Source organism: Marinobacter sp. bablab_jr003 (assembly GCF_016464245.1).
Classification (GTDB): domain Bacteria; phylum Pseudomonadota; class Gammaproteobacteria; order Pseudomonadales; family Oleiphilaceae; genus Marinobacter; species Marinobacter vinifirmus.
In genome coordinates, this window is record NZ_JADARC010000119.1 from 356,990 (window position 1) to 377,685 (window position 20,696).

General features: G+C 56.5%; 22 protein-coding genes. 18 read left to right on the forward strand and 4 right to left on the reverse strand.

What is annotated here, in order from left to right; genetic code table 11:
- Positions 1–12: 12 nt before the first annotated feature.
- From H3Z84_RS13870 to H3Z84_RS13940, 15 genes are all read left to right on the forward strand, one after another.
- Positions 13–1,548 carry an aromatic/alkene/methane monooxygenase hydroxylase/oxygenase subunit alpha gene (locus H3Z84_RS13870; RefSeq protein WP_199457858.1) on the forward strand — a complete coding sequence of 512 codons (1,536 nt, stop codon included), beginning with the start codon at positions 13–15 and terminating at the stop codon, positions 1,546–1,548.
- Between the two features lie 72 nt (positions 1,549–1,620).
- Complete coding sequence (locus H3Z84_RS13875; protein ID WP_199457859.1) at positions 1,621–1,980, forward strand: phenol hydroxylase subunit P4; 360 nt, start codon at positions 1,621–1,623, stop codon at positions 1,978–1,980.
- Positions 1,981–1,990: 10 nt separating this feature from the next.
- A complete protein-coding gene (locus H3Z84_RS13880; RefSeq protein ID WP_199457860.1) occupies positions 1,991–3,052 on the forward strand; it encodes an NADH:ubiquinone reductase (Na(+)-transporting) subunit F in 1,062 nt (353 codons plus the stop codon).
- A 12-nt stretch (positions 3,053–3,064) separates the two neighbouring features.
- Positions 3,065–3,394 (forward strand): 2Fe-2S iron-sulfur cluster binding domain-containing protein, encoded by a 330-nt coding sequence (locus H3Z84_RS13885; RefSeq protein WP_199457861.1) that lies wholly within the window; start codon positions 3,065–3,067, stop codon positions 3,392–3,394.
- Positions 3,395–3,399: 5 nt separating this feature from the next.
- Positions 3,400–4,323, forward strand: coding sequence for a catechol 2,3-dioxygenase (locus H3Z84_RS13890; protein WP_113880258.1), 924 nt, complete (start codon positions 3,400–3,402; stop codon positions 4,321–4,323).
- A gap of 46 nt (positions 4,324–4,369) precedes the next feature.
- Positions 4,370–5,827 (forward strand): 2-hydroxymuconic semialdehyde dehydrogenase, encoded by a 1,458-nt coding sequence (locus H3Z84_RS13895; protein WP_199457862.1) that lies wholly within the window; start codon positions 4,370–4,372, stop codon positions 5,825–5,827.
- Between the two features lie 7 nt (positions 5,828–5,834).
- Positions 5,835–6,695 carry an alpha/beta fold hydrolase gene (locus tag H3Z84_RS13900; protein WP_199457863.1) on the forward strand — a complete coding sequence of 287 codons (861 nt, stop codon included), beginning with the start codon at positions 5,835–5,837 and terminating at the stop codon, positions 6,693–6,695.
- Entirely contained in the window at positions 6,695–7,480 is a 786-nt protein-coding gene (gene dmpE, locus H3Z84_RS13905) for a 2-oxopent-4-enoate hydratase (protein WP_043313084.1), read from the forward strand. The genes H3Z84_RS13900 and dmpE overlap by 1 nt, the downstream gene beginning before the upstream one ends.
- A 24-nt stretch (positions 7,481–7,504) precedes the next feature.
- Positions 7,505–8,440 carry an acetaldehyde dehydrogenase (acetylating) gene (locus tag H3Z84_RS13910; protein ID WP_199457864.1) on the forward strand — a complete coding sequence of 312 codons (936 nt, stop codon included), beginning with the start codon at positions 7,505–7,507 and terminating at the stop codon, positions 8,438–8,440.
- Positions 8,441–8,453: 13 nt separating this feature from the next.
- On the forward strand, positions 8,454–9,491 hold the full coding sequence (dmpG, locus tag H3Z84_RS13915; RefSeq protein WP_199457865.1) for a 4-hydroxy-2-oxovalerate aldolase: 1,038 nt from the start codon (positions 8,454–8,456) through the stop codon (positions 9,489–9,491).
- Positions 9,488–10,282, forward strand: a complete 795-nt coding sequence (gene dmpH / locus H3Z84_RS13920; protein WP_199457866.1) for a 2-oxo-3-hexenedioate decarboxylase — start codon at positions 9,488–9,490, stop codon at positions 10,280–10,282. The genes dmpG and dmpH overlap by 4 nt, the downstream gene beginning before the upstream one ends.
- A 9-nt stretch (positions 10,283–10,291) precedes the next feature.
- Complete coding sequence (locus H3Z84_RS13925; RefSeq protein WP_199457867.1) at positions 10,292–10,483, forward strand: 4-oxalocrotonate tautomerase; 192 nt, start codon at positions 10,292–10,294, stop codon at positions 10,481–10,483.
- 37 nt (positions 10,484–10,520) lie between these two features.
- On the forward strand, positions 10,521–11,207 hold the full coding sequence (locus H3Z84_RS13930; RefSeq protein ID WP_199457868.1) for a hypothetical protein: 687 nt from the start codon (positions 10,521–10,523) through the stop codon (positions 11,205–11,207).
- Positions 11,208–11,281: 74 nt separating this feature from the next.
- Positions 11,282–12,592 (forward strand): amidase, encoded by a 1,311-nt coding sequence (locus tag H3Z84_RS13935; protein ID WP_199457869.1) that lies wholly within the window; start codon positions 11,282–11,284, stop codon positions 12,590–12,592.
- A gap of 39 nt (positions 12,593–12,631) precedes the next feature.
- Positions 12,632–13,576, forward strand: a complete 945-nt coding sequence (locus H3Z84_RS13940; protein WP_228285858.1) for a ketopantoate reductase family protein — start codon at positions 12,632–12,634, stop codon at positions 13,574–13,576.
- A 201-nt stretch (positions 13,577–13,777) separates the two neighbouring features.
- On the opposite strand, the gene H3Z84_RS13945 is transcribed toward H3Z84_RS13940, so the two are convergent.
- From H3Z84_RS13945 to dctP, 3 genes are all read right to left on the reverse strand, one after another.
- A complete protein-coding gene (locus tag H3Z84_RS13945; protein WP_199457870.1) occupies positions 13,778–15,088 on the reverse strand; it encodes a TRAP transporter large permease in 1,311 nt (436 codons plus the stop codon).
- Entirely contained in the window at positions 15,088–15,639 is a 552-nt protein-coding gene (locus H3Z84_RS13950) for a TRAP transporter small permease subunit (RefSeq protein WP_199457871.1), read from the reverse strand. Before H3Z84_RS13950 ends, H3Z84_RS13945 begins: the two co-directional genes overlap by 1 nt.
- Positions 15,640–15,720: 81 nt before the next feature.
- Positions 15,721–16,767 carry a TRAP transporter substrate-binding protein DctP gene (gene dctP / locus H3Z84_RS13955; protein WP_058091220.1) on the reverse strand — a complete coding sequence of 349 codons (1,047 nt, stop codon included), beginning with the start codon at positions 16,765–16,767 and terminating at the stop codon, positions 15,721–15,723.
- 68 nt (positions 16,768–16,835) lie between these two features.
- Here dctP and H3Z84_RS13960 point away from each other — a divergent pair, with 68 nt between their 5' ends.
- Positions 16,836–17,675, forward strand: a complete 840-nt coding sequence (locus H3Z84_RS13960) for an enoyl-CoA hydratase/isomerase family protein (protein ID WP_323127120.1) — start codon at positions 16,836–16,838, stop codon at positions 17,673–17,675.
- Here H3Z84_RS13960 and H3Z84_RS13965 read toward each other — a convergent pair.
- Positions 17,672–19,264, reverse strand: coding sequence for a class I adenylate-forming enzyme family protein (locus H3Z84_RS13965; RefSeq protein WP_199457872.1), 1,593 nt, complete (start codon positions 19,262–19,264; stop codon positions 17,672–17,674). The two genes, H3Z84_RS13960 and H3Z84_RS13965, sit on opposite strands and share 4 nt — an antisense overlap.
- Before the next feature lie 140 nt (positions 19,265–19,404).
- On the opposite strand from H3Z84_RS13965, the gene H3Z84_RS13970 reads away from it, so the two are divergent.
- A complete protein-coding gene (locus H3Z84_RS13970) occupies positions 19,405–20,199 on the forward strand; it encodes an SDR family NAD(P)-dependent oxidoreductase (RefSeq protein WP_199457873.1) in 795 nt (264 codons plus the stop codon).
- Positions 20,199–20,639: a PaaI family thioesterase gene (locus tag H3Z84_RS13975; protein WP_094624519.1), complete on the forward strand. Its 441-nt coding sequence runs from the start codon at positions 20,199–20,201 to the stop codon at positions 20,637–20,639. Before H3Z84_RS13970 ends, H3Z84_RS13975 begins: the two co-directional genes overlap by 1 nt.
- Positions 20,640–20,696 lie beyond the last annotated feature (57 nt).

Here is a 20,696-nt window from a genome sequence, read left to right on the forward strand (position 1 = left end):
GGGAGAATCATCATGGCTGTTCAAAACAAGAAATTGAATCTCAAAGACAAATACCAGTATCTGACCCGCGACATGGGTTGGGAGCCTACCTACCAGAAAAAAGAAGACATTTTCCCGCACGAGGACTTTGAAGGTATCAAGATTACCGATTGGTCTCAGTGGGAAGACCCATTCCGTCTGACCATGGATTCGTACTGGAAGTATCAGGCGGAAAAAGAGAAGAAGCTGTACGCCATTTTTGATGCGTTTGCCCAGAATAATGGCCACCAGAACATTTCAGACGCTCGCTACGTCAACGCCCTGAAGCTGTTCCTCGGTGGCGTATCTCCGTTGGAACATGGGGCCTACCAGGGATATGCCAAGGCGGGTCGTCAGTTCAGTGGTACTGGTGCGCGGGTGGCCTGTCAGATGCAGTCGATTGACGAGTTGCGTCATTCGCAGACCCAGCAACACGCCATGAGCCATTACAACAAGCACTTTAACGGCCTGCATGATGCTGCGCACATGCACGACCGGGTGTGGTTCCTGTCGGTGCCCAAGTCGTTCTTTGACGATGCCCGCACCGCTGGTCCGTTCGAATTCCTGACCGCCATTTCGTTCTCGTTCGAGTATGTGCTGACTAACCTCTTGTTCGTTCCGTTTATGTCGGGCGCCGCATACAACGGCGACATGGCCACCGTGACCTTCGGCTTCTCTGCCCAGTCAGACGAAGCACGCCACATGACCTTGGGCCTTGAGGTGATCAAGTTCATCCTGGAGCAGCACGAAGACAACGTGCCCATTGTTCAGCGCTGGATCGATAAGTGGTTCTGGCGCGGATTCCGCCTGCTCAGCCTGGTCAGCATGATGATGGACTACATGCTGCCGAACAAGGTGATGAGCTGGGCCGAGGCCTGGGAAGTGTATTACGAGCAGAACGGTGGAGCCCTGTTCAAGGATCTGGAGCGTTACGGCATCCGTCCGCCCAAGTACCAGGAAGTGGCCAACGATGCCAAGCATCACCTGAGCCACCAGCTGTGGACCACTTTCTACCAGTATAGCCATGCCACCAACTTCCATACCTGGGTTCCAGAGAAGGAAGAAATGGACTGGATGTCTGAAAAGTACCCGGACACTTTCGACAAGTACTACCGTCCGCGCTACGAGTACCTGGCGAAAGAGGCCGCCGCTGGCCGTCGCTTCTACAACAACACTCTGCCGCAACTGTGCCAGGTGTGCCAGGTACCTAACCTGTTCACCGAAATGGGCGCGCCTACCAAGTTGAGCCATCGTCAGTTGGTTCATGACGGCGAGCGTTACCATTTCTGCTCCGAAGCCTGCTGCGACATCTTCAAGCACGAGCCGGAAAAATACGTGCAGGCCTGGCTGCCGGTGCATCAGATCTATCAGGGTAACTGCGAAGGCGCAGATGTCGAGACCGTGGTGCAGAAGTACTACCACATCAACATCGGCGAGGACAATTTCGAGTACCTCGGTTCGCCGGACCACAAACGCTGGATGTCCATCAAGGGCGAAAAGCCTGCTGATGAGAACCAGGACGCCGCCTGATACTGACCCGGGAGTCGCCCGGTAGCCACTGGCGCCGGGCGAACCACCCACAAAAACAACAAGGTGACCATCATGAGTGTAAGCGCACTTTACGACTACAAGTTTGAACCGAAAGACAAGATCGAAAACTTTCACGGCATGCAACTGCTGTATATCTACTGGCCCGACCACCTGTTGTTCTGCGCGCCGTTTGCGTTACTGGTGCAGCCGGACATGACCTTCCGTGCCCTGATTGAAGAAATTCTCAAGCCGGCAACTGCGGCGCACCCGGATTCTAGCAAGGCGGATTTCCTGAATGCCGAATGGCTGTTGAACGATGAGCCGTTCACACCCAAGGCTGACGCCGCCCTGAAAGACCAGGGCATTGATCACAAGAGCATGCTGACGGTTACCACGCCGGGCCTGAAAGGCATGGCGAACGCCGGATACTGAGGGTAGTGCTATGAGCCATACCGTAACTATCGAACCCATTGGCGAGCAGATTGAAGTGGAGGAAGGCCAGACCATCCTCGCGGCGGCGCTCCGCCAGGGCGTCTGGTTGCCGTTTGCATGCGGTCACGGCACCTGTGCTACCTGCAAGGTGCAGGTGCTTGAGGGCGACGTCGAGATTGGCGACGCCTCACCGTTTGCCCTGATGGACGTGGAGCGAGGCGAAGGGAAGGTGCTGGCCTGCTGCGCCACAGTGGAAAGCGACGTGACCATCGAAGCCGATATCGATGTCGACCCGGACTTCGAGGGCTACCCGGTGGAGGATTACGTAGCGACAGTAACGGATATTGTTGACCTGTCGCCCACCATCAAGGGTCTGCACCTGAAACTGGACCGCCCGATGACGTTCCAGGCCGGCCAGTACATCAACATCGAAGTGCCCGGAGTTGAGGGTGCCCGCGCGTTCTCACTCGCTAACCCGCCAGGCAAACCCGATGAAGTGGAGCTTCATATTCGCCTGGTTGAAGGAGGCGCTGCAACCACCTACATCCACGAGCAGCTGAAAGCAGGCGATGAACTGAACCTGTCCGGCCCCTATGGGCAGTTCTTTGTGCGCAGTTCCCAGCCTGGTGATCTGATCTTCATCGCGGGTGGTTCAGGGCTTTCCAGTCCGCAATCGATGATTCTCGACCTGCTGGAGCAGAACGACGAACGCAAGATCGTGTTGTTCCAGGGCGCCCGCAACCTCGCAGAGCTCTACAACCGCGAACTGTTTGAAGCACTGGATCGTGACCACGACAACTTTACCTACGTGCCGGCCCTGAGCCAGGCCGAGGACGATGCCGACTGGCAGGGCTTCCGGGGTTATGTGCACGACGCCGCCAAGGAGCACTTTGGAGGCCGGTTTTCCGGTAACAAGGCTTACCTGTGTGGCCCACCTCCGATGATCGATGCAGCGATCACCGCGCTGATGCAAGGCCGGTTGTTCGAGCGGGACATCTTCATGGAGAAATTCCTGACAGCGGCCGACGGTGCGGAAGACACCCAGCGTTCAGCCCTGTTCAAGAAGATCTGACCGGGAGGCGGTATGGCCGGGTTCCAGGTGTTCAACCGCACAACGGGTGACCACTTCATCTGCCAGGAAGGCCAGAGCGTGCTCAAGGCTATGGAACAGCTGGGTATGAAGTGCGTGCCCGTGGGCTGCCGGGGCGGTGGCTGCGGCTTTTGCAAGATCCGGGTTCTGGAGGGCGATTTCGAGTGCGGCAAGATGAGCAAGGTGCATGCCCCTCCAGAAGCCGTTGAAAAAGGGGAGGTCCTGGCTTGCCGGATCTACCCGCTGACCGACTTGACCATCGAGTGTGTGCTTCTGCCGGAGGCGGCACTTGCGAAGCAAACAACAACAAAACCGTTGAGGTGATTGTCATGAAAAAAGGTGTAATGCGTCCCGGCCACGTTCAGATCCGGGTTCTCGATATGGGCGAAGCTGTCAAACACTACACAGACCTGCTGGGTTTGATCGAAACCGATCGTGACGACCAGGGGCGTGTTTATCTGAAGGCCTGGAGCGAAGTGGACAAGTTCTCTGTGGTTCTGCGCGAAGCCGATGAGCCGGGCTGTGACTTTATGGGCTTCAAGGTGGTGGACGAGGCTGCCCTGAACCAGCTTGAAAAAGACCTTGTCGATTACGGTGTTGAGGTTGAGCAAGTACCGGCGGAAGAGTTGAAAGATTGCGGTCGCCGTGTGCGGTTCACCGTGCCCTCCGGCCATGCCTTCGAGCTCTATGCCGACAAGAAGTACACCGGCAAGTGGGGCGTTTCCAGCGTCAACCCTGAAGCCTGGCCTCGCGGCCTGCAAGGGATGAAGGCCGTGCGTTTCGACCATTGCCTGTTTTACGGCCCGGAATTGGCCGCCGTGTATGACATCTTCGTCAACGTGTTGGGCTTTTACTTGGCGGAACAGGTTCTGGACCCCGAAGGCACTCGCGTAGCGCAGTTCCTGACCGTCTCCATGAAGGAACACGATGTGGCCTTCATCCACCACGAAGAGAAAGGCAAGTTTCATCACGCCTCCTTCTTCCTGGATACCTGGGAAGCGGTGCTGCGGTCTGCCGATCTGATCTCCATGACCGATACCTCTATCGACATCGGCCCGACCCGTCACGGCCTGACCCACGGCCAGACCATCTATTTCTTTGACCCGTCTGGCAACCGTAACGAAGTGTTCTGTGGCGGTGACTATCACTATCCGGACCATAAACCCATTACCTGGAAGGCGGAAGACCTCGGTAAGGCAATTTTCTACCACGATCGCGTACTGAACGAACGCTTCCTGACCGTGTTGACCTGATTAGGAACAGGCCGAACGTGATTCAATTTAACAGGACTATGCAGTCATGAAAGAATTCAAGCACTTTATCAACGGCGAATACGTGGCTTCGGCCAGCGGCAAAACATTCGAAAATCGCTCGCCCGTGGACAATAGCCTGATCGGCCAGGTTCACGAGGCCGGTGAGGCGGAAGTCGATGCTGCCGTTCGTGCCGCTAAAGCCGCGCTTAAGGGCCCCTGGAGCAAGCTGACCCAAAACCAGCGTGCCGCCATGTTGAACAAGATCGCAGACCGCATTAATGAGCGTTTCGACGAATTCCTGGCCGCAGAGTGTCTGGACACGGGCAAACCGCGCTCAATGGCCAGCCATATCGACATCCCCCGTGGCGCAGCCAACTTTAAAGAATTTGCTGACAGTATGAATCATCCGACTGAAGGCTTCCGAATGGATACCCCGGATGGCAAGGGCGCTGTAAACGTAGGCCATCGGACGCCAAAAGGCGTTATTGCCGTGGTGTCTCCATGGAACCTTCCCCTGTTGTTGATGACCTTCAAGGTGGGCCCTGCGCTGGCCTGTGGTAACACGGTTGTTGTTAAACCGTCGGAAGAAACACCTGCTACGGCCACTTTGCTGGGTGAGGTCATGAACGAGTGTGGTGTGCCACCAGGTGTGTTTAATGTGGTGCACGGTTTTGGCCCTGACTCTGCGGGTGCTTTCCTGACGTCTCATCCATTAGTGGATGCGATCACCTTCACCGGTGAAACCCGTACCGGTGAGATCATTATGAAAGCCGCCGCAGTGGGCCTTCGTAATGTTTCCATGGAGTGCGGCGGAAAAAACCCTGGCCTTGTGTTCGCCGACTGCGATCTCGAAAAAGCCGTGGAGGGCACGATGCGCTCCGCGTTTGTCAACTGTGGTCAGGTTTGTTTGGGCACCGAGCGGGTTTATGTGGAGCGTTCGATATTTGACCAGTTCCTCGCCCGTATGAAAGAAGAGGTGGCCAAGCTGAAACTGGGCCGACCAGAAGATCCCGATGCGAATTTCGGGCCGCTGGTCAGCTTGGAGCATCGTGACAAAGTTAAAAGCTATTACGACTTGGCTCGCGAAGAGGGTGCAACCGTCGAGATTGGTGGAGGCATTCCCGATATGGGCGCAGAGCTGAACGATGGCGCCTGGATTGAACCGACCATCTGGACCGGCCTGCCTGAAGACGCCCGTGTTATCCGCGAGGAAATTTTTGGTCCGTGCTGTCACATCCGTCCGTTCGATACCGAAGAAGAAGCCATCGAGTTGGCCAATGACACCAGCTACGGTCTTGCCTGCGCCATCTGGACAGAAAATTCTGCCCGGGCTCTCCGCGTGGCGGAACAGATGAAAGTTGGTCTGGCGTGGGTGAACTCCTGGTTCCTGCGTGATCTGCGCACATCCTTCGGCGGCGCCAAACAATCAGGGATTGGTCGTGAGGGCGGCGTGCATGGTCTGGAGTTCTACACTGAAACCAAAAACATCTGTATCAAACTGTGAGGTAGCCATGAACGTACCTGTAGACAGCCCTGAAATCGGGCGTGAGATCACCGCGGCCGGCTACCGGACCAATGTGCACGATCACGGCGAAGGTGGCTTCCCATTGATGATGATTCACGGTTCCGGCCCCGGGGTAACCGCCTGGGCCAACTGGCGCCTGGTGATTCCCGAGCTGGCCAAACACCGCCGTGTGGTTGCGCCGGACATGCTCGGCTTTGGTTACAGTGAGCGCCCGGAAGACAAGATCTATAACCGTGAGCGTTGGGTAAAACACGCCATCGGTGTTATGGACGAGCTGGGGCTTGATCAGGTCGATCTGGTGGGCAACTCCTTCGGGGGTGGTTTGTCATTGTCGTTGGCCATCGAGCATCCAGAGCGCGTTCGCCGTCTGGTGCTGATGGGCTCTGCCGGGGTCAGTTTTCCGATCACCAAAGGCCTGGATGAAGTCTGGGGTTACCAGCCCTCGCTGGAATCCATGCGCCGGTTGATGGATGTATTTGCCTTCAACAAGGGGCTGTTGACCGACGAACTGGCAGAAATGCGTTACCAGGCAAGCGTTCGCCCCGGCTTTCAGGAATCCTTTGCCGCCATGTTTCCGGCCCCGCGCCAGCGCTGGGTCGACAGCCTGGCAAGCAACGAGGATGACATCCGCGCCCTTCAGCACGAAACCCTGATTATCCACGGTCGCGAAGACGAAGTGATTCCCCTGGAGGCCTCATATAAGTTGGCTGAGCTGATTGATCGTGCCCAGTTGCATGTGTTCGGCCGCTGCGGTCACTGGACACAGATTGAACACGCCTCCCGGTTTGCCCGTCTGGTTGACGATTTCCTGAACGAAGCGGATCAAGCCGCTGCCGGAGACAAATAATGGATAAGCAAAAAATCCAGCAGTTCGGCGACGAACTTTACGAAGCCATGGTCAAGCGGGAAGCAGTCTCCCCGCTGACCAGCCGTGGCGAAGACATCAGCATCGAGGATGCCTACCACATCTCCCTGCGCATGCTTGAGCGCCGGCAGCAAGCCGGTGCCCGGGTAATTGGCAAAAAGATCGGCGTCACCAGCAAGGCGGTGATGAACATGCTGAATGTACACCAGCCCGATTTCGGTTACCTGACCGACGACATGGTGTTTAACAGTGGAGAAGCCGTGCCCATCAGCGACCGGCTGATTGCGCCAAGGGCTGAGGGAGAGATTGCCTTCATCCTGAAGAAAGACCTGGCCGGCCCCGGCGTGACCAATGCCGACGTGCTGGCGGCCACCGAATGCGTAATGCCGTGTTTCGAGATCGTCGATTCACGCATTCAGGACTGGAAGATCGCCATTCAGGACACCATCGCTGATAACGCTTCCTGCGGTTTGTTTGTGCTGGGTGACAACGCGGTCTCCCCTCGGGATGTTGACCTAGTGACTTGCGGCATGGTGGTGGAAAAGAACGGTTCCATTATCAGCACCGGCGCCGGCGCAGCCGCGTTGAGCTCTCCGGTGAACTGCGTGGCTTGGCTGGCCAACACCCTGGGCGAGTTTGGTATTTCCCTGAAGGCAGGTGAAGTCATCCTGTCGGGCTCCCTGGTACCGCTGGAGCCGGTGAAAGCCGGTGACACCATGCGTGTGGACATTGGCGGGATTGGCAGCGCCTCTGTGCGCTTTGTCTGATCCGGACCAAACGAGGACAAGATTATGAGCAAGAAAATCAAAGCAGCGATCATCGGCTCGGGCAACATCGGCACCGACCTGATGATCAAGATCCTGCGTAACGGCAAGCACATCGAAATGGGCGCCATGGTCGGTATCGACCCGGAATCCGACGGCCTGGCCCGTGCCAACCGCATGGGCGTCGCCACCACCCACGAAGGCGTGGACGGCCTGGTGAAGATGCCGGAGTTTGCCGACATCGACATCGTGTTTGATGCCACCTCCGCCGGTGCCCACATGCACAACGAAGTGTTCCTGCGTGGCCACAAAGAAAACATCAAGATTGTGGACCTGACGCCCGCGGCCATCGGGCCGTACTGCGTGCCGGTAGTGAACCTTGAGCAGAACCTGAACGAAGGTAACGTGAACATGGTTACCTGCGGTGGCCAGGCCACGATTCCGATGGTCGCAGCTGTGTCTCGCGTGGCCAAGGTGCACTACGCCGAAATCGTAGCCTCCATTTCTTCGAAGTCCGCTGGCCCCGGCACCCGCGCCAACATCGACGAGTTCACCGAAACCACCTCCAAGGCCATCGAAGTGGTCGGTGGCGCCCAGAAGGGCAAGGCCATCATCATCCTGAACCCGGCCGAGCCGCCCTTGCTGATGCGCGACACCGTCTACGTGCTGTCGGATGCCGCTGACCAGGCGGAAGTGGAAGCCTCCGTCGAAGAAATGGTGCAAGCCGTGTCGTCCTACGTGCCAGGCTACCGCCTCAAGCAGAAAGTCCAGTTCGACGTCATTCCCGAAGACCAGCCGATGAACGTCCCGGGTCTCGGCCGCTTCAGTGGCCTGAAAACCTCCATCTTCCTGGAAGTGGAAGGCGCCGCCCATTACCTGCCCGCGTACGCCGGCAACCTGGACATCATGACCTCCGCCGCCCTCGGTACCGCCGAGCGCATCGCCGAATCGCTGGTCAACTGAGGAGGACCGAACCATGACCTTTAATCCCGGTAAAAAACTCTACATCTCCGACGTGACCCTGCGAGACGGCAGCCACGCCATTCGTCACCAGTACTCCATCAAAAACGTGCAGGACATCGCACGGGCCCTGGACAAGGCAAAAGTTGACAGCATTGAAGTCGCCCACGGCGACGGCCTGCAAGGTTCCAGCTTTAACTACGGCTTTGGCGCCCACACCGACCTGGAGTGGATCGAAGCGGTGGCCGAAGTGGTGGAGCACGCCCAGATTGCCACCCTGCTGCTGCCCGGTATCGGTACCGTCCATGACTTGGACAACGCCTACCAAGCCGGTGCCCGCATCGTACGTGTGGCAACTCACTGCACTGAAGCCGATGTCTCCAAACAGCACATCGAGCACGCCAGAAAGCTCGGCATGGATACCGTCGGCTTCTTGATGATGAGCCACATGCAGACCCCACAGGGCCTCGCAGAACAAGCCAAGCTGATGGAAGACTACGGTGCTACCTGCCTGTACGTGGTGGACTCCGGCGGTGCCATGAACATGAACGACATCCGGGACCGCTTCCGGGCCCTGAAGGATGTTCTGAAACCGGAAACCAAAACGGGCATCCACGCCCACCACAACCTGGCGCTGGGGGTGGCCAACTCCATCGTCGCAGTGGAAGAAGGCTGTGATCGCATCGACGCCAGCCTCTCCGGCATGGGCGCCGGCGCCGGTAACGCCCCGCTGGAAGTGTGCATTGCCGCTTTCGACAAGATGGGCTGGGACCACGGCACCGACGTGTACGCCCTGATGGACGCGGCTGACGACATCGTGCGCCCGCTGCAGGACCGCCCAGTGCGTGTAGACCGCGAAACCCTGGCGCTGGGCTATGCCGGTGTGTACTCCAGCTTCCTGCGCCATTCCGAAGTGGCGGCGCAGAAGTATGGCCTGAAGACTGTGGATATTCTCGTTGAACTGGGCAAACGCCGGATGGTGGGTGGCCAGGAAGACATGATCGTGGACGTGGCGCTGGACCTGCTGAAGGCGCAAGAGGAGCAAAAGGCATGAGCAAGACCCTGACTAATGAACAGATGCTGGCCCTGGCCGAGCACGTAGAAAACGCCGAACTGAACGCCCGCGATATCACCAAGGTCACCAATGATTATCCGGACATGACCTTCGAAGACGCTTACGACGTGCAGTGGGAAATCCGTCGTCGCAAGGAAGAGCGTGGAAACAAGGTTGTGGGCATGAAAATGGGCCTGACCTCCTGGGCCAAGATGGCCCAGATGGGCGTGGAAACCCCGATCTATGGTTTCCTGGCAGATTACTTCAGCGTTCCGGACGGCGGTGTGGTCAACACCAAGGAACTGATTCATCCGAAAATTGAAGCCGAGATCGCCTTCGTGACCAAGGCGCCCCTGCAAGGCCCCGGTTGCCATATTGGTGACGTCCTGGCCGCCACCGACTTCGTGATCCCGGCGGTGGAAGTGATCGACTCCCGCTATGAGAACTTCAAGTTCGACCTGGTGAGCGTGGTGGCTGACAACGCCTCCTCCAGCCGGTTTATAACCGGCGGAACCATGTCGAATATTGCCGACCTGGACCTGAAAACCCTGGGTGTTGTGGTTGAGAAGAACGGAGAAATCGTAGACGTAGGCGCCGGCGCTGCGGTTTTGGGCCACCCGGCTTCCAGCGTGGCCATGCTGGCCAACCTGCTGGCGGAGCGCGGTGAGCACATCCCGGCGGGCACCTTCATCATGACTGGCGGTATCACTGCTGCGATCGCAGTGGAGGCCGGCGACAACATCAGCGTTCGTTACCAGGGGCTGGGCACCGTAACCGCCCGCTTCGAATAAGGAGGTTTTATGCCGATTGCACAGATCAACATTCTGGAAGGTCGAACCGACGAGCAAAAGGAAGCGCTGATCCACGAGGTGACAGACGCGATTGTTCGTTCACTGGATGCGCCGGTTGAAAGCGTGCGGGTGATTATCAATGAAATGCCCAAGCAGCACTTTGGTATTGCCGGGCAATCGGCGAAACAACGGGGGCGTTGAGCCCCCGAACCCCCGAGATGATTGATGGAGAAGAGAAGTGACAAAACTTCCGGTGTTATTTGTGTCCTGTAATGCTGAAAATATCCAGACCCAATCCGGGGGTTGCTCAGGCCCTGCGAGAATGATCTGGGGCAAGCGGTTTAAAAGTGTTGTAGTGATGAGCACTCGATCTGACCAGGCTGGCCCGGAACTACACATCTTGAAGGGCAAAGGAACAACCGCTGGCAAGATACAGGCTCTGCTTTCAGGGCAGGGGTTCACACCGGAGATTGGTTCAACGAGCTCATCTGATCGGGCTAGGCTACTTGAAGCGTTATTGGCTGAAGAACCGCATGAGGTGACAGAGCTCATCCTCAATACGGGCATGAGTGAGCATGAGTACCGGCAGGTAGGTCTTTGGCTTGAGGTGCTGCGGGAGCAGGATGTACTCGTGATTTGTCTGGACGACAAGGCGAACCATAAAGACAAGGTTGGTGTATCCCTGCATGATCGCCGCCTGCGAGAAATGCTTAGCGGTTGGGAGCAGGATCAAAAGTGGGGGGCTGTTATGTCCTTCAAAGGAGCCTCGGAACGTTCTCAGCAAATTGCGCGGTTGGATGACCCGACAGTTTGTCTTCTCAACGCTGCATTTACGCTTGGTGGTTCTCAGTTTCCGCAAAGGATGTTCAGCAGTGGGATGAATAATGCCGAACAAACACTCTCTGGATTTGGCTGGATGAAATAGCAACCATGCTCCTAGCAACACCGCTTAGGCAACTGGCACGAGAGCTAGAGGCCGGAACCCTGACCGGAGAAGCATTGGTTGCAGCCTCCGTAGAGGCTTACGAATCGGGCGGAAACAGCGCGTATCTTAGCTGGCAGCCGGAGAGTGCGCTCGAGTTTGCCCGTGCTGGAGATAAGGTAAGAGCTTCAGGTGGCAATACCGGGCCATTGATGGGCATCCCCGTATCGGTTAAAGACATGTTTGGTGTGCCGGGCTTTCCCACCTTTGCCGGTTGTGCCCAACCTCTTCCGGAGCACTGGCAGGTGGCGGGGCCAGTGATACAGGCGTTGCAGTCCCAGTTGGCTCCAGTGGTAGGCAAAACCCACTGTGTGGAGCTTGCCTTCGGTGGACTGGGTACTAATCCCCACTGGGGAACACCAAGAAATCCCCGGGATGCCCACGTTCACCGGGTTCCTGGTGGCTCCAGTTCCGGTGCCGGGATTTCTCTTGTTGATGGAACCGCGGTGTTAGCGCTCGGCACGGATACAGCCGGTTCGGTGCGTGTTCCGGCGGCGATGACCGGTGTCGCCGGCCTGAAACTGACAGCCGGTCGATGGCCGACCTCGCAGATTGTCCCCCTCTCGAACACTCTGGATACGCCCGGACTGCTGGCCCATCGTGTTGATGACCTTGCCTTTGCTTTCAGTGCGATGGATCCGGTTATTGCCAAACACAGCAAACGGCTGGCGGCGATTCCGGACCTGGAAGATCTTACCTTTGGTGTACCCTCCGGTTTCTTTTGGGAGAATTGCAGCCCAGGCATTGCCGAAGCGGTCGAAAGGGCTTTGAGATCGCTCGAAAAAGCAGGCGCGAGGCTGGTGCGTTTTGACTTGTCCGGCCTGGACGAGATCTTTGAGGTGTTCCTGAAGGGAGGCGTGGCAGCCCCAGAATTGGCTGCCTTTATCCGGAAGGAGTTGCCGGACATTGTTCCGGACCTGGATCCGAACGTGGTGGCACGGTTGCGCACCGCAGAGGAGCTGCCGGCTTGGGAATATATCCACAGGCTGGAGCTTATCAAGCGTCTTTCCAGCATTGCCGCCATGGAACTGGAGGGTGTCGATGCCCTGCTTACGCCCACCGTTACACTGACCCCGCCAGACGTAGATAGCCTTAATGAGCCGGGCGCCTATGCGGCTGCAAATATGCAGGCCTTGCGTAACACGGCGATGGGTAACTATCTGGGACTATGTGGTTTAACTCTGCCGGTAGGGAAGGATAACGCAGGGATGCCAGTTGGTTTGCAATTGTTAAAGGGCCCGTGGCAGGAGGAGCGGCTGTTGCTGATGGGCCAGGCTATTGAACGTTGTCTGGGCTGCGGGCCTGATATACTTGGACCCTGTCCTTGAATAAAAGCCCGACGAACTTTCTGAACGACTGAGGTTGCCTTGGCTGCTTTAAAGATTCTGATGCTCGGTGCCGGCGGCATCGGCGGCTATTACGCCGCAAGGTTGGCTGAAGCCGGCCACCAGGTTGTACTGACCGCCCGTGGAGATCACCTCGCGGCCCTACAAGCGAACGGCCTGACCGTTGATTATGAAGGGCAGGTTTTCCACCATTCCCTCCCGGCTTGCCACCACCAAGACCTTAATCATAACTATCAGGCGGATGATTTTGACCTGATCGTGATAGCCCTTAAATCGACAGCCACCAGCGCAGTGATGACGGAGCTTTCTGAATGGCTGAGGGCTGGTTCGGTTCCGGTACTGTCTCTTCAAAACGGCGTAGATAACGAACCCCTCATTTCAGAAGTGGTCGGAGAGGGCCGTGTCTTGGGTGGCCTTGCGGTGCGTATTGGCGGCCATATTACCGAGCCGGGCAAAGTCTTCGCCGAAGGTGTTGCCCAGATAGTGGTGGGGGCCTGGCCGGAGCAACAGCCTGATGACCCACGGGTGGCTTTGCTGAAGAGGCTGGAGGCTGCCTTTAATGAGGCGGGTATTCCAACCACCGTGACGGATAACATCCGTTATGAGCTTTGGCGCAAACTGGTGATTAATAACGGTGTTAATCCGCTGTCTGCGCTCACTCTTATGGACACCCGAAGCCTGACCCATCATCCGGAATTCGGCAAGATGGTCTACGGGATGATGGCTGAGACTGTAGAGGCCTCCAGAGCCGATGGTGTGAACCTCACCCAGCAGGATCTGGATGACATGTTCGAGCTGATCAGCAGCTTCAATGCCATAAAAACCTCCATGCTGGTGGATAAAGAAAAAGGCCGGCCGCTGGAGCTGGACAGTATTGCCGGGGCGGTATTGCGGCGGTGTGAGAAACTCGGCGTGGAAGCACCTTACACTTTCACCGTGAATGCAGTTTTGAAACACCAGAACTAGTCCTGGTGGTGCATATAGTGCACACCCAATCAATTTCCCGGACACCGGCCCGATGCTGGCAGGCGCTGCGTGGCGGGGAGTCTGCTGAGCAGTGTCGGGAATTTTGTCCGAATGCAGATACCTTTGATCGGCTTTAAAGCATAGCCCGGTACTTGTTTGACCAACAAAAAGGCCTGAGAAACCTCAGGCCTTTTTGCTATCTCAGAAGAGCAATTCCGGCAACCAGGTTGCGATCTCCGGGAAGATCATAATCAGTATGATCCCAACGATTTCTACCAGTACAAACGGAATGATCGACTTGTAGATATCGTTCATTGTGACCGACGGAGGCACTACACCTTTCAGGTAGAACAGGTTGAAACCAAAGGGTGGTGTCTTGTAACCGATCTCCATGTTGATCACGAACAGAATGCCGAACCAGATTGGGTCAAACCCTAATGCCGTGATAATCGGAATAAATACCGGCAGAGTGATCATCATAATGCCGACAGGGTCCAGAACCATCCCCAGGAAGAAGATGATGACCATCATCGCAATAATGGTGCCCCAGGCTCCACCCGGGATCATGGCCATAATGCTTTCAATCAGGGCCTGGGCTCCCATGCTTTGATAGGCAGAGCTGAATGCGTGGGCCGAAAACAGGATCCACATGGTCAAGCCAGTCAGCTTGAGGGTGCGGATCGCGGCTTCATTCAGTACTGACCATTTGAACTCGCCGTAGACCGCTGCTGAAATCAGCGCACCGAGGACACCCATGGCTGCGGCTTCTGTGGGTGTAGTGAGTCCGCCCATGATGGAGCCCAGTACCATTCCCACCACACTGATCGGCAGGAGAACAGAGCGCAGGGCGCGGAACTTTTCAGGCCAGGATGCCCGGTCGTCTTTAGGAAGCGCCGGTGCCAGGTCCGGTTGCAGGGCGCAGCGGACAACAATATAGAGGGTGGTGAGTACCATCAGCATAATGCCGGGCATAACACCTGCAGCAAACATCTTGCCTACGGATACACCCGTAATCAGGGCATACAGGATCATCAGGATACTTGGCGGAATCAGAACGCCCCAGCCGCCACCGGTATTGATAACCCCGAGTGCCATCTGCTTGTCGTAACCCCGGGAGAGCATGGAGGGGAGTGCGATCGCACCCATAGCGACCACTGCCGCACCGCTGATGCCCACCATGGCTGCAAATACCGCACAAATACCCAGAGTACCGATGGCCAGGCCGCCCCGGAGGCCGCCGAACCAGAGATACATCATGCGGTACAAGTCTCGCGCAACACCTGTGCGTTCGAGAATCATCGCCATGAATACAAACAGTGGTATGGCCACCAATGTAAAGCTTTCCATGGTGCCCCAGATCTGGGAAACCACCATGTAGAAGGAGTCAAAGCCCCAGGTGAAATAAAGAAAAACAACAGACACACCACCCAGCACGAATGCCAGTGGCAGGCCAAGCAGCAGGAAAAACAGCAGCGAACCAAAGAATAGAAGCGTCATGACTTCAATGCTCATTATGCTTCTCCTTCTTCAGAATGGCTTTTCCGCTCAGCGGGGTCGTAATAGCTCAGGTTAAATGCGATGGCGATATCCTCCAGCAACCTCACAATGCCTTGCAGCAGCATCAAAACAGAGGCAACAAAGATGGCTCCCTTGGCTGGCCAGATAGGCGGGTTCCAGGCAGAAAAGGAGGTTTCCCGGCTTTCGAATGACTCAGAGGCCATGTCAAAGCTGAACCAGACCAGCGCCAGCATGAAAATGAAGAACAAAATGGAGGTGAAAATGTCGACAAAGCCCTGGGCTCTCAGCTTCAGCGTCGAGTGCAGCAGATCGACATTCACGTGCCCGCGGTGGGCCATGATGTATCCGCCAGACATTACTGCGTATACACCGAACAGCAGTTGTGTCAGTTCATTTGTCCACACCGAAGGTGAATTGAAAAAATAGCGCAGAGCTACTTCAAGTATCAGAAAGACAAACATGGGAAAGACGATCAGGGCTATACATCGGCCAACGTACTCGTTGAGCCTGGTGACGCCTTTCATGAATGCGCTGACTATGCTCATGGCACTCTCCGGGGGACTTGGGTGTGAACTGAGAAAACAGGCCCCGAGGGTTAATCGGGGCCTGTGGTGTTGCGTTTAAGATCAGAGGTAGCCAAGTTCGCCAAGGAACTGCTTGAGCAGGCTCAGAGCCTTCTTGGCCTCATCGCTGCGCTTGGCTTCTTCATCCCACATGCCCTGGGCGGTCTGGGCAAGCTTCTGCTGAACATCTTCAGGCATCACGTTTACTTCAACACCTTGATCAGCAACGGCTTTGGCCAGGGCGATACGCTCTTTGTACAGATACTGGTTGGTGCGGATCCAGAATTGCTCATCCAGAGCCTGTTTCACCACCTGCTGCAGGTCTTCCGGAAGTTTGTCCAAGGCCTTCTGGCTGACGATGATGACATCAGTGCCGGCGATGTTCAGCGCAGGCTGAACGTGGTATTTGGCAACATCATACAGGCCCATGCTCGCAGCACCCTGGGCAGCACCCCAGTGGGCGCCGTCTACAATGCCGGAATCCAGTGCGGTGTACAGTTCACTGCCCGGGATATAGGAAGCGGAAGCACCGGCTTCGGTCAGGAACTTCTGAAGCGCACCGGAGGAACGGATTTTCAGCCCCGTGAAGTCTTCCCAGCTGTTGATGGGTTTGCTGGTAACCATTTCGGTCGGGTAAACCTTGTCGGTTGCCCAGTAAACGCCAGACTTGGCGGCTTCATCCCGCAGCATTTGTTCGAAGCCCATGTTCTGGTGGAAGTAGGCGGCTTCCCAAACGTTTCGGAATGCGAAGGGCAGGCCAGAAGCAATTCCGGCCAGAGTCATCTTGTCCTGGGCATAACCGGGAGAAATCGTACCCATTTCCAGAATGCCACGACTCACGGCATTGAAGGTTTCTGTGGCCTTGAACATGGCGCCTGCTTCAAACAGCTGGAGCTTGATGCGGCCTTCAGAGCGTTCTTCGATCACATCCTTCAGTCGACCAAGGCTGTCCTGGTAGGAGCTGCTGGAGCCTGGCCAGTGGGACTGAACCTTCCAGGTGTAGGTTTTTTCAGCGTATACAGGTGCGCTGGCGATAACAGCGGATACACCCAGTGTTAACGCGGATGCATAGGTAGTAAGGTTTTTTCTGAATGTGGCAAGGAAGCTCATAGGTTTGCTCCAGTACTTGTTATAGTTGCATTGCTCTTGTTTCGCAGTGCAGAATATAAGACTGCACCGTGAACTGTTGTTGTTCGACTTTATCACAAGATTTGCCATTTGCAATAGGACGTTTTTCTCCTGTTTCAGAGGGGGAGGGCGACACCCAGGAGATGTACATGATTAAGAAATATAGCCAAGAAAAAACGATCCATCTTGTCATAGATCGTCCGGATAAAAAGAACGCCCTAAACCGAAGCATGTATGAGCAGCTGGCAGGTTATGTGCTGGAGGCAAGTTCTGACCAGAACGTGCATGCCGTCGTCATCTCGGGTGCTGAAGGTGTGTTTACCGCCGGTAACGATCTTGATGATTTCCGGGCGCGGGCTACAGACGAAAACCCGAAACCCTCTGCCGGCCTTGCTTTCATTGAAGAATTGATGGCTTGTGATACTCCGGTGATAGCGGCGGTGGAAGGGTTGGCGATTGGTATTGGCACCACTATGTTGCTCCATTGCGACAGCGTGTTTGCGGGGCGCTCGGCCAGGTTCAAAACTGCCTTTGTCGATTTGGGATTGGTGCCGGAGGCTGCTTCAACTGTGACCATGCCATTGCACCTTGGCTCTCGTATGGCTGCTGAATTGCTGTTGCTTGGTGAAACCCTGGATGGCACCCAGGCCGGTGAGTGTGGCCTGGTAAGCCGGGTGGTAGATGATGGGCAGGCTGTGGATTCGGCCCTGGCCCTGGCGGGCAGGCTGGGAGAAAAGCCCCGAGAGGCATTGCGGGCCAGCAAGCGTTTAATGAAGGCGCCATGGCGCGACCAGGTGCAGCAGGCATTGGAGCGGGAGCGCGGTGTGTTCAGTGAGCGCTTGCGTTCCGATGACTGCCGTGATGCCCTGAATCGTATGCAGCGCCGTTAACCGGCGCTGTTTTCCCAGTAAGGCGTTCTTAGCTCCCGCTTCAAGACCTTGCCAATGGTAGAGCGAGGCAGTTCCTGTCGGAACTCTACGGCACTCAGGCGCTGGGTCTTGCCCAGATGCTGGTTGGCCCAGTCCCGGATTTCCTCTTCTGTTTCCTGGCATCCGGATTTCTTTACCACCAGAGCGAGGGGGGTTTCGCCCCATTGGCTGCTGGGTATGCCGATAACCGCAGCATCGGTTACCGCAGGATGGCTGAGGACGACTTTTTCCAGGTCTACAGCGTAGATGTTGAAGCCGCCGGAAATAATCATGTCTTTCCTGCGGTCGAGAATATGGACAAAGCCGTCTTCGTCAATGCGGCCCATATCGCCGCTGCGATAAAAGGTAAGTCCGTCGGGGCTTTGCCACAGCATCTCCCTGGTCTGCTCCGGGCGGTTTACGTAACCCCGCATCATGGAAATCGCGCGCCCGACAATCTCGCCGATCTCACCCTGGGGCAGCTCCTTTCCATCCTCGCTGATCACCCTTACTTCAGCCCCTTCGGTGGGCAGTCCGACGGTATCCCACTTGTCCGGATAGGCAGCGCAGTCGAGGCTGGTGGAAATGCCGCCTTCTGTGAGGCCATAAACCTCCCGGATATTGCCTGGCCAGCGTTTCATGGTTTCGGCGATCACATGGGCCCGTAGCGGTGCACTGGTACAGAGCTTGAGCTTGAAGCTTGAAAGGTCAAACTGGTCGAAGTCCGGAACCGCCAATATGCGCTCAAACTGCACGGGTACCAGCATGGCGTGGGTGACTTTGTGCTGTTCTGCCAGTTCAAGGAAGCGACGGGCATCAAACTTGGCCATCAGCACCAGGGTGCCGCCATAGAAAATGGTCGGTAGCACCGATACCAGGGTGGTGTTGGAGTACATTGGTGTCGATACAAGGTTAATGGCTTCACCGTTGAGCCCGAACCGGCTCATCCTGACCATTTGTCGCTGGCGGAAGCGGTAGTCGTGGAGTATGCCCTTGGGAGTTCCGGTCGTGCCTGAACTGTAAATGATGTTGAACGGATCGTTCAGCGTTACCGGCGCCGGGTCTGGCTCGGCGGGAATCGAGCCCAGCCAGTCCTTCAGGTGCTGCCCGGCGGCATCGTTGTCCAGCCCAATCACCTCATCCTCATTCAGGCCGGCCCGGGGGCTCGCTTCTGCCCAGATATCGAGGTTTTTACGGGAAACGAACAGGAATTTGGAGCCGCAGTCACGAATCATCAGAGCCAGGGACTCGCCGCTGGCCATACCGGAAAGCGGTACCATGCAGCCACCCGCCACCAGGGTTCCCAGATAGAGGGCCACCATTTCCCTGCTGTTTTCCGACAAGGCCGCAACGCAGTCGCCTTTTTTAAGGCCGGCTTGTCGCAGCCTGTTGGCAATGCGGTTGACCTCATGCAGCAGGCCGGCCCAGCTGAGTGCTCCCTTTTCGTCGATGATTGCGGTCTTGTCGCCTTGTCCGCTGGCAAAGGCCTGAATACGAAAACCGATGGCCTCCATGGCTTCGCCGGAGTCAGTGGGAGCGTATACGGGCATTTCGTCAAATCGCGTTTTCATTTTGTCATCCTTTGATGTTGTAGTTTTGCTAGATGAAATTAACTTCCAATTATATTGACTCATAACCGTTGCGCGTGACAAATTATCTGGAAAGCAAAATAGAACACACAAAAATAAATCATGTTAGCGGGGAGAATTTCATGGGGCGATTTGATCAGCGAGTGGTAATCGTCACCGGGGCCGGAAGTGGTATCGGGCGGGCAACCGCACTCAGGCTGGGTCGCGAAGGGGCATCCGTTGTGCTTGTTGATGTCGCCGAGGGCGGCTTGCTCGAAACCGAGAATCAGATGGCTGATGGTGTATCTGTGCTGCGTCGGGTGGCAGATGTTGCTGATGAGGCTGCGGTAACTGCCCTGGTAGCCGAAACCATGAAGACCTTTGGCCAGATTGATGTGCTGTGCAATATCGCCGGTATCGCCAGTATTTCCGGAGCCCATCCGCCGGTCACCGAGAACAGTCGTGACGAGTGGGAGAAAGTGCTCGCTGTAAACCTGCTGGGAACCATGCTGACGATAAAGCACGTTGCACCTCACATGCAGGCCCGCAAGAAGGGCAGCATTGTCAATACTGCATCTGTTGCCGGTATTCGTTCGGGGGCTGGAGGCAATGCCTACAGCGCATCAAAGGCCGGCGTGATCAACCTGACCATGACCGCAGCCTGTGATCTGGGGCTGGACAACGTGCGGGTAAACGCAGTTTGTCCCGGGCTGGTTGAAACCGGTATGACCCAGAAAGTCTTTGACTATGCCCGGGCACACGAAAAAGCTCACAAGCTCGGCTCCCGTTGTGAGTTGCGCCGTTATGGCGATCCCGCGGAAATTGCTGCCGCCATCCTTTTTCTCGCCAGTGACGACGCAAGTTACATTACCGGCCAGGCCCTGGCCGTTGATGGCGGCAACACAGCGTCCCTCAACCTGCCAGGAATGAAAGTCTGATGAGCAACAGTAGTCTGCACATTACCGGTGGCAAAGACTTGCCGGGTTTTCACAACATGCTGGGCTACCGGCAGGTGTCGTGGGAAGAGGACGAGGCCGTGATCGAGCTGGAAATCCAGGCGGATCACCTGAATCTGGGTGGTGTTATCCATGGTGGAGTACTGACCTCCCTGCTGGATATTGTCATGGCCGAAGCCGGCACCTACTGCCCCTACCCCGGGCGCATGCGCAAAGCCATTACGCTTTCGCTGACCACCACGTTTACCGGGCAGTGCACCGGGGGCGTAATCCGGGTGACCGGTCGTAAGCGCGCGGGTGGAAGCAGGATTTTTAACAGTACCGGTGAAGTTCACGACGAGCAGGGCAATCTGCTTGCAATCGGTGAGGGCACTTTCCGGATACGTTCTGGTAGTGAGAAACCTGAAGGCGTTCCCGTCTGAATGCCTGCTAACGCGATTGCCGGCGTTAGTAGCAGTCGCAAATAACTGAACAGAGAG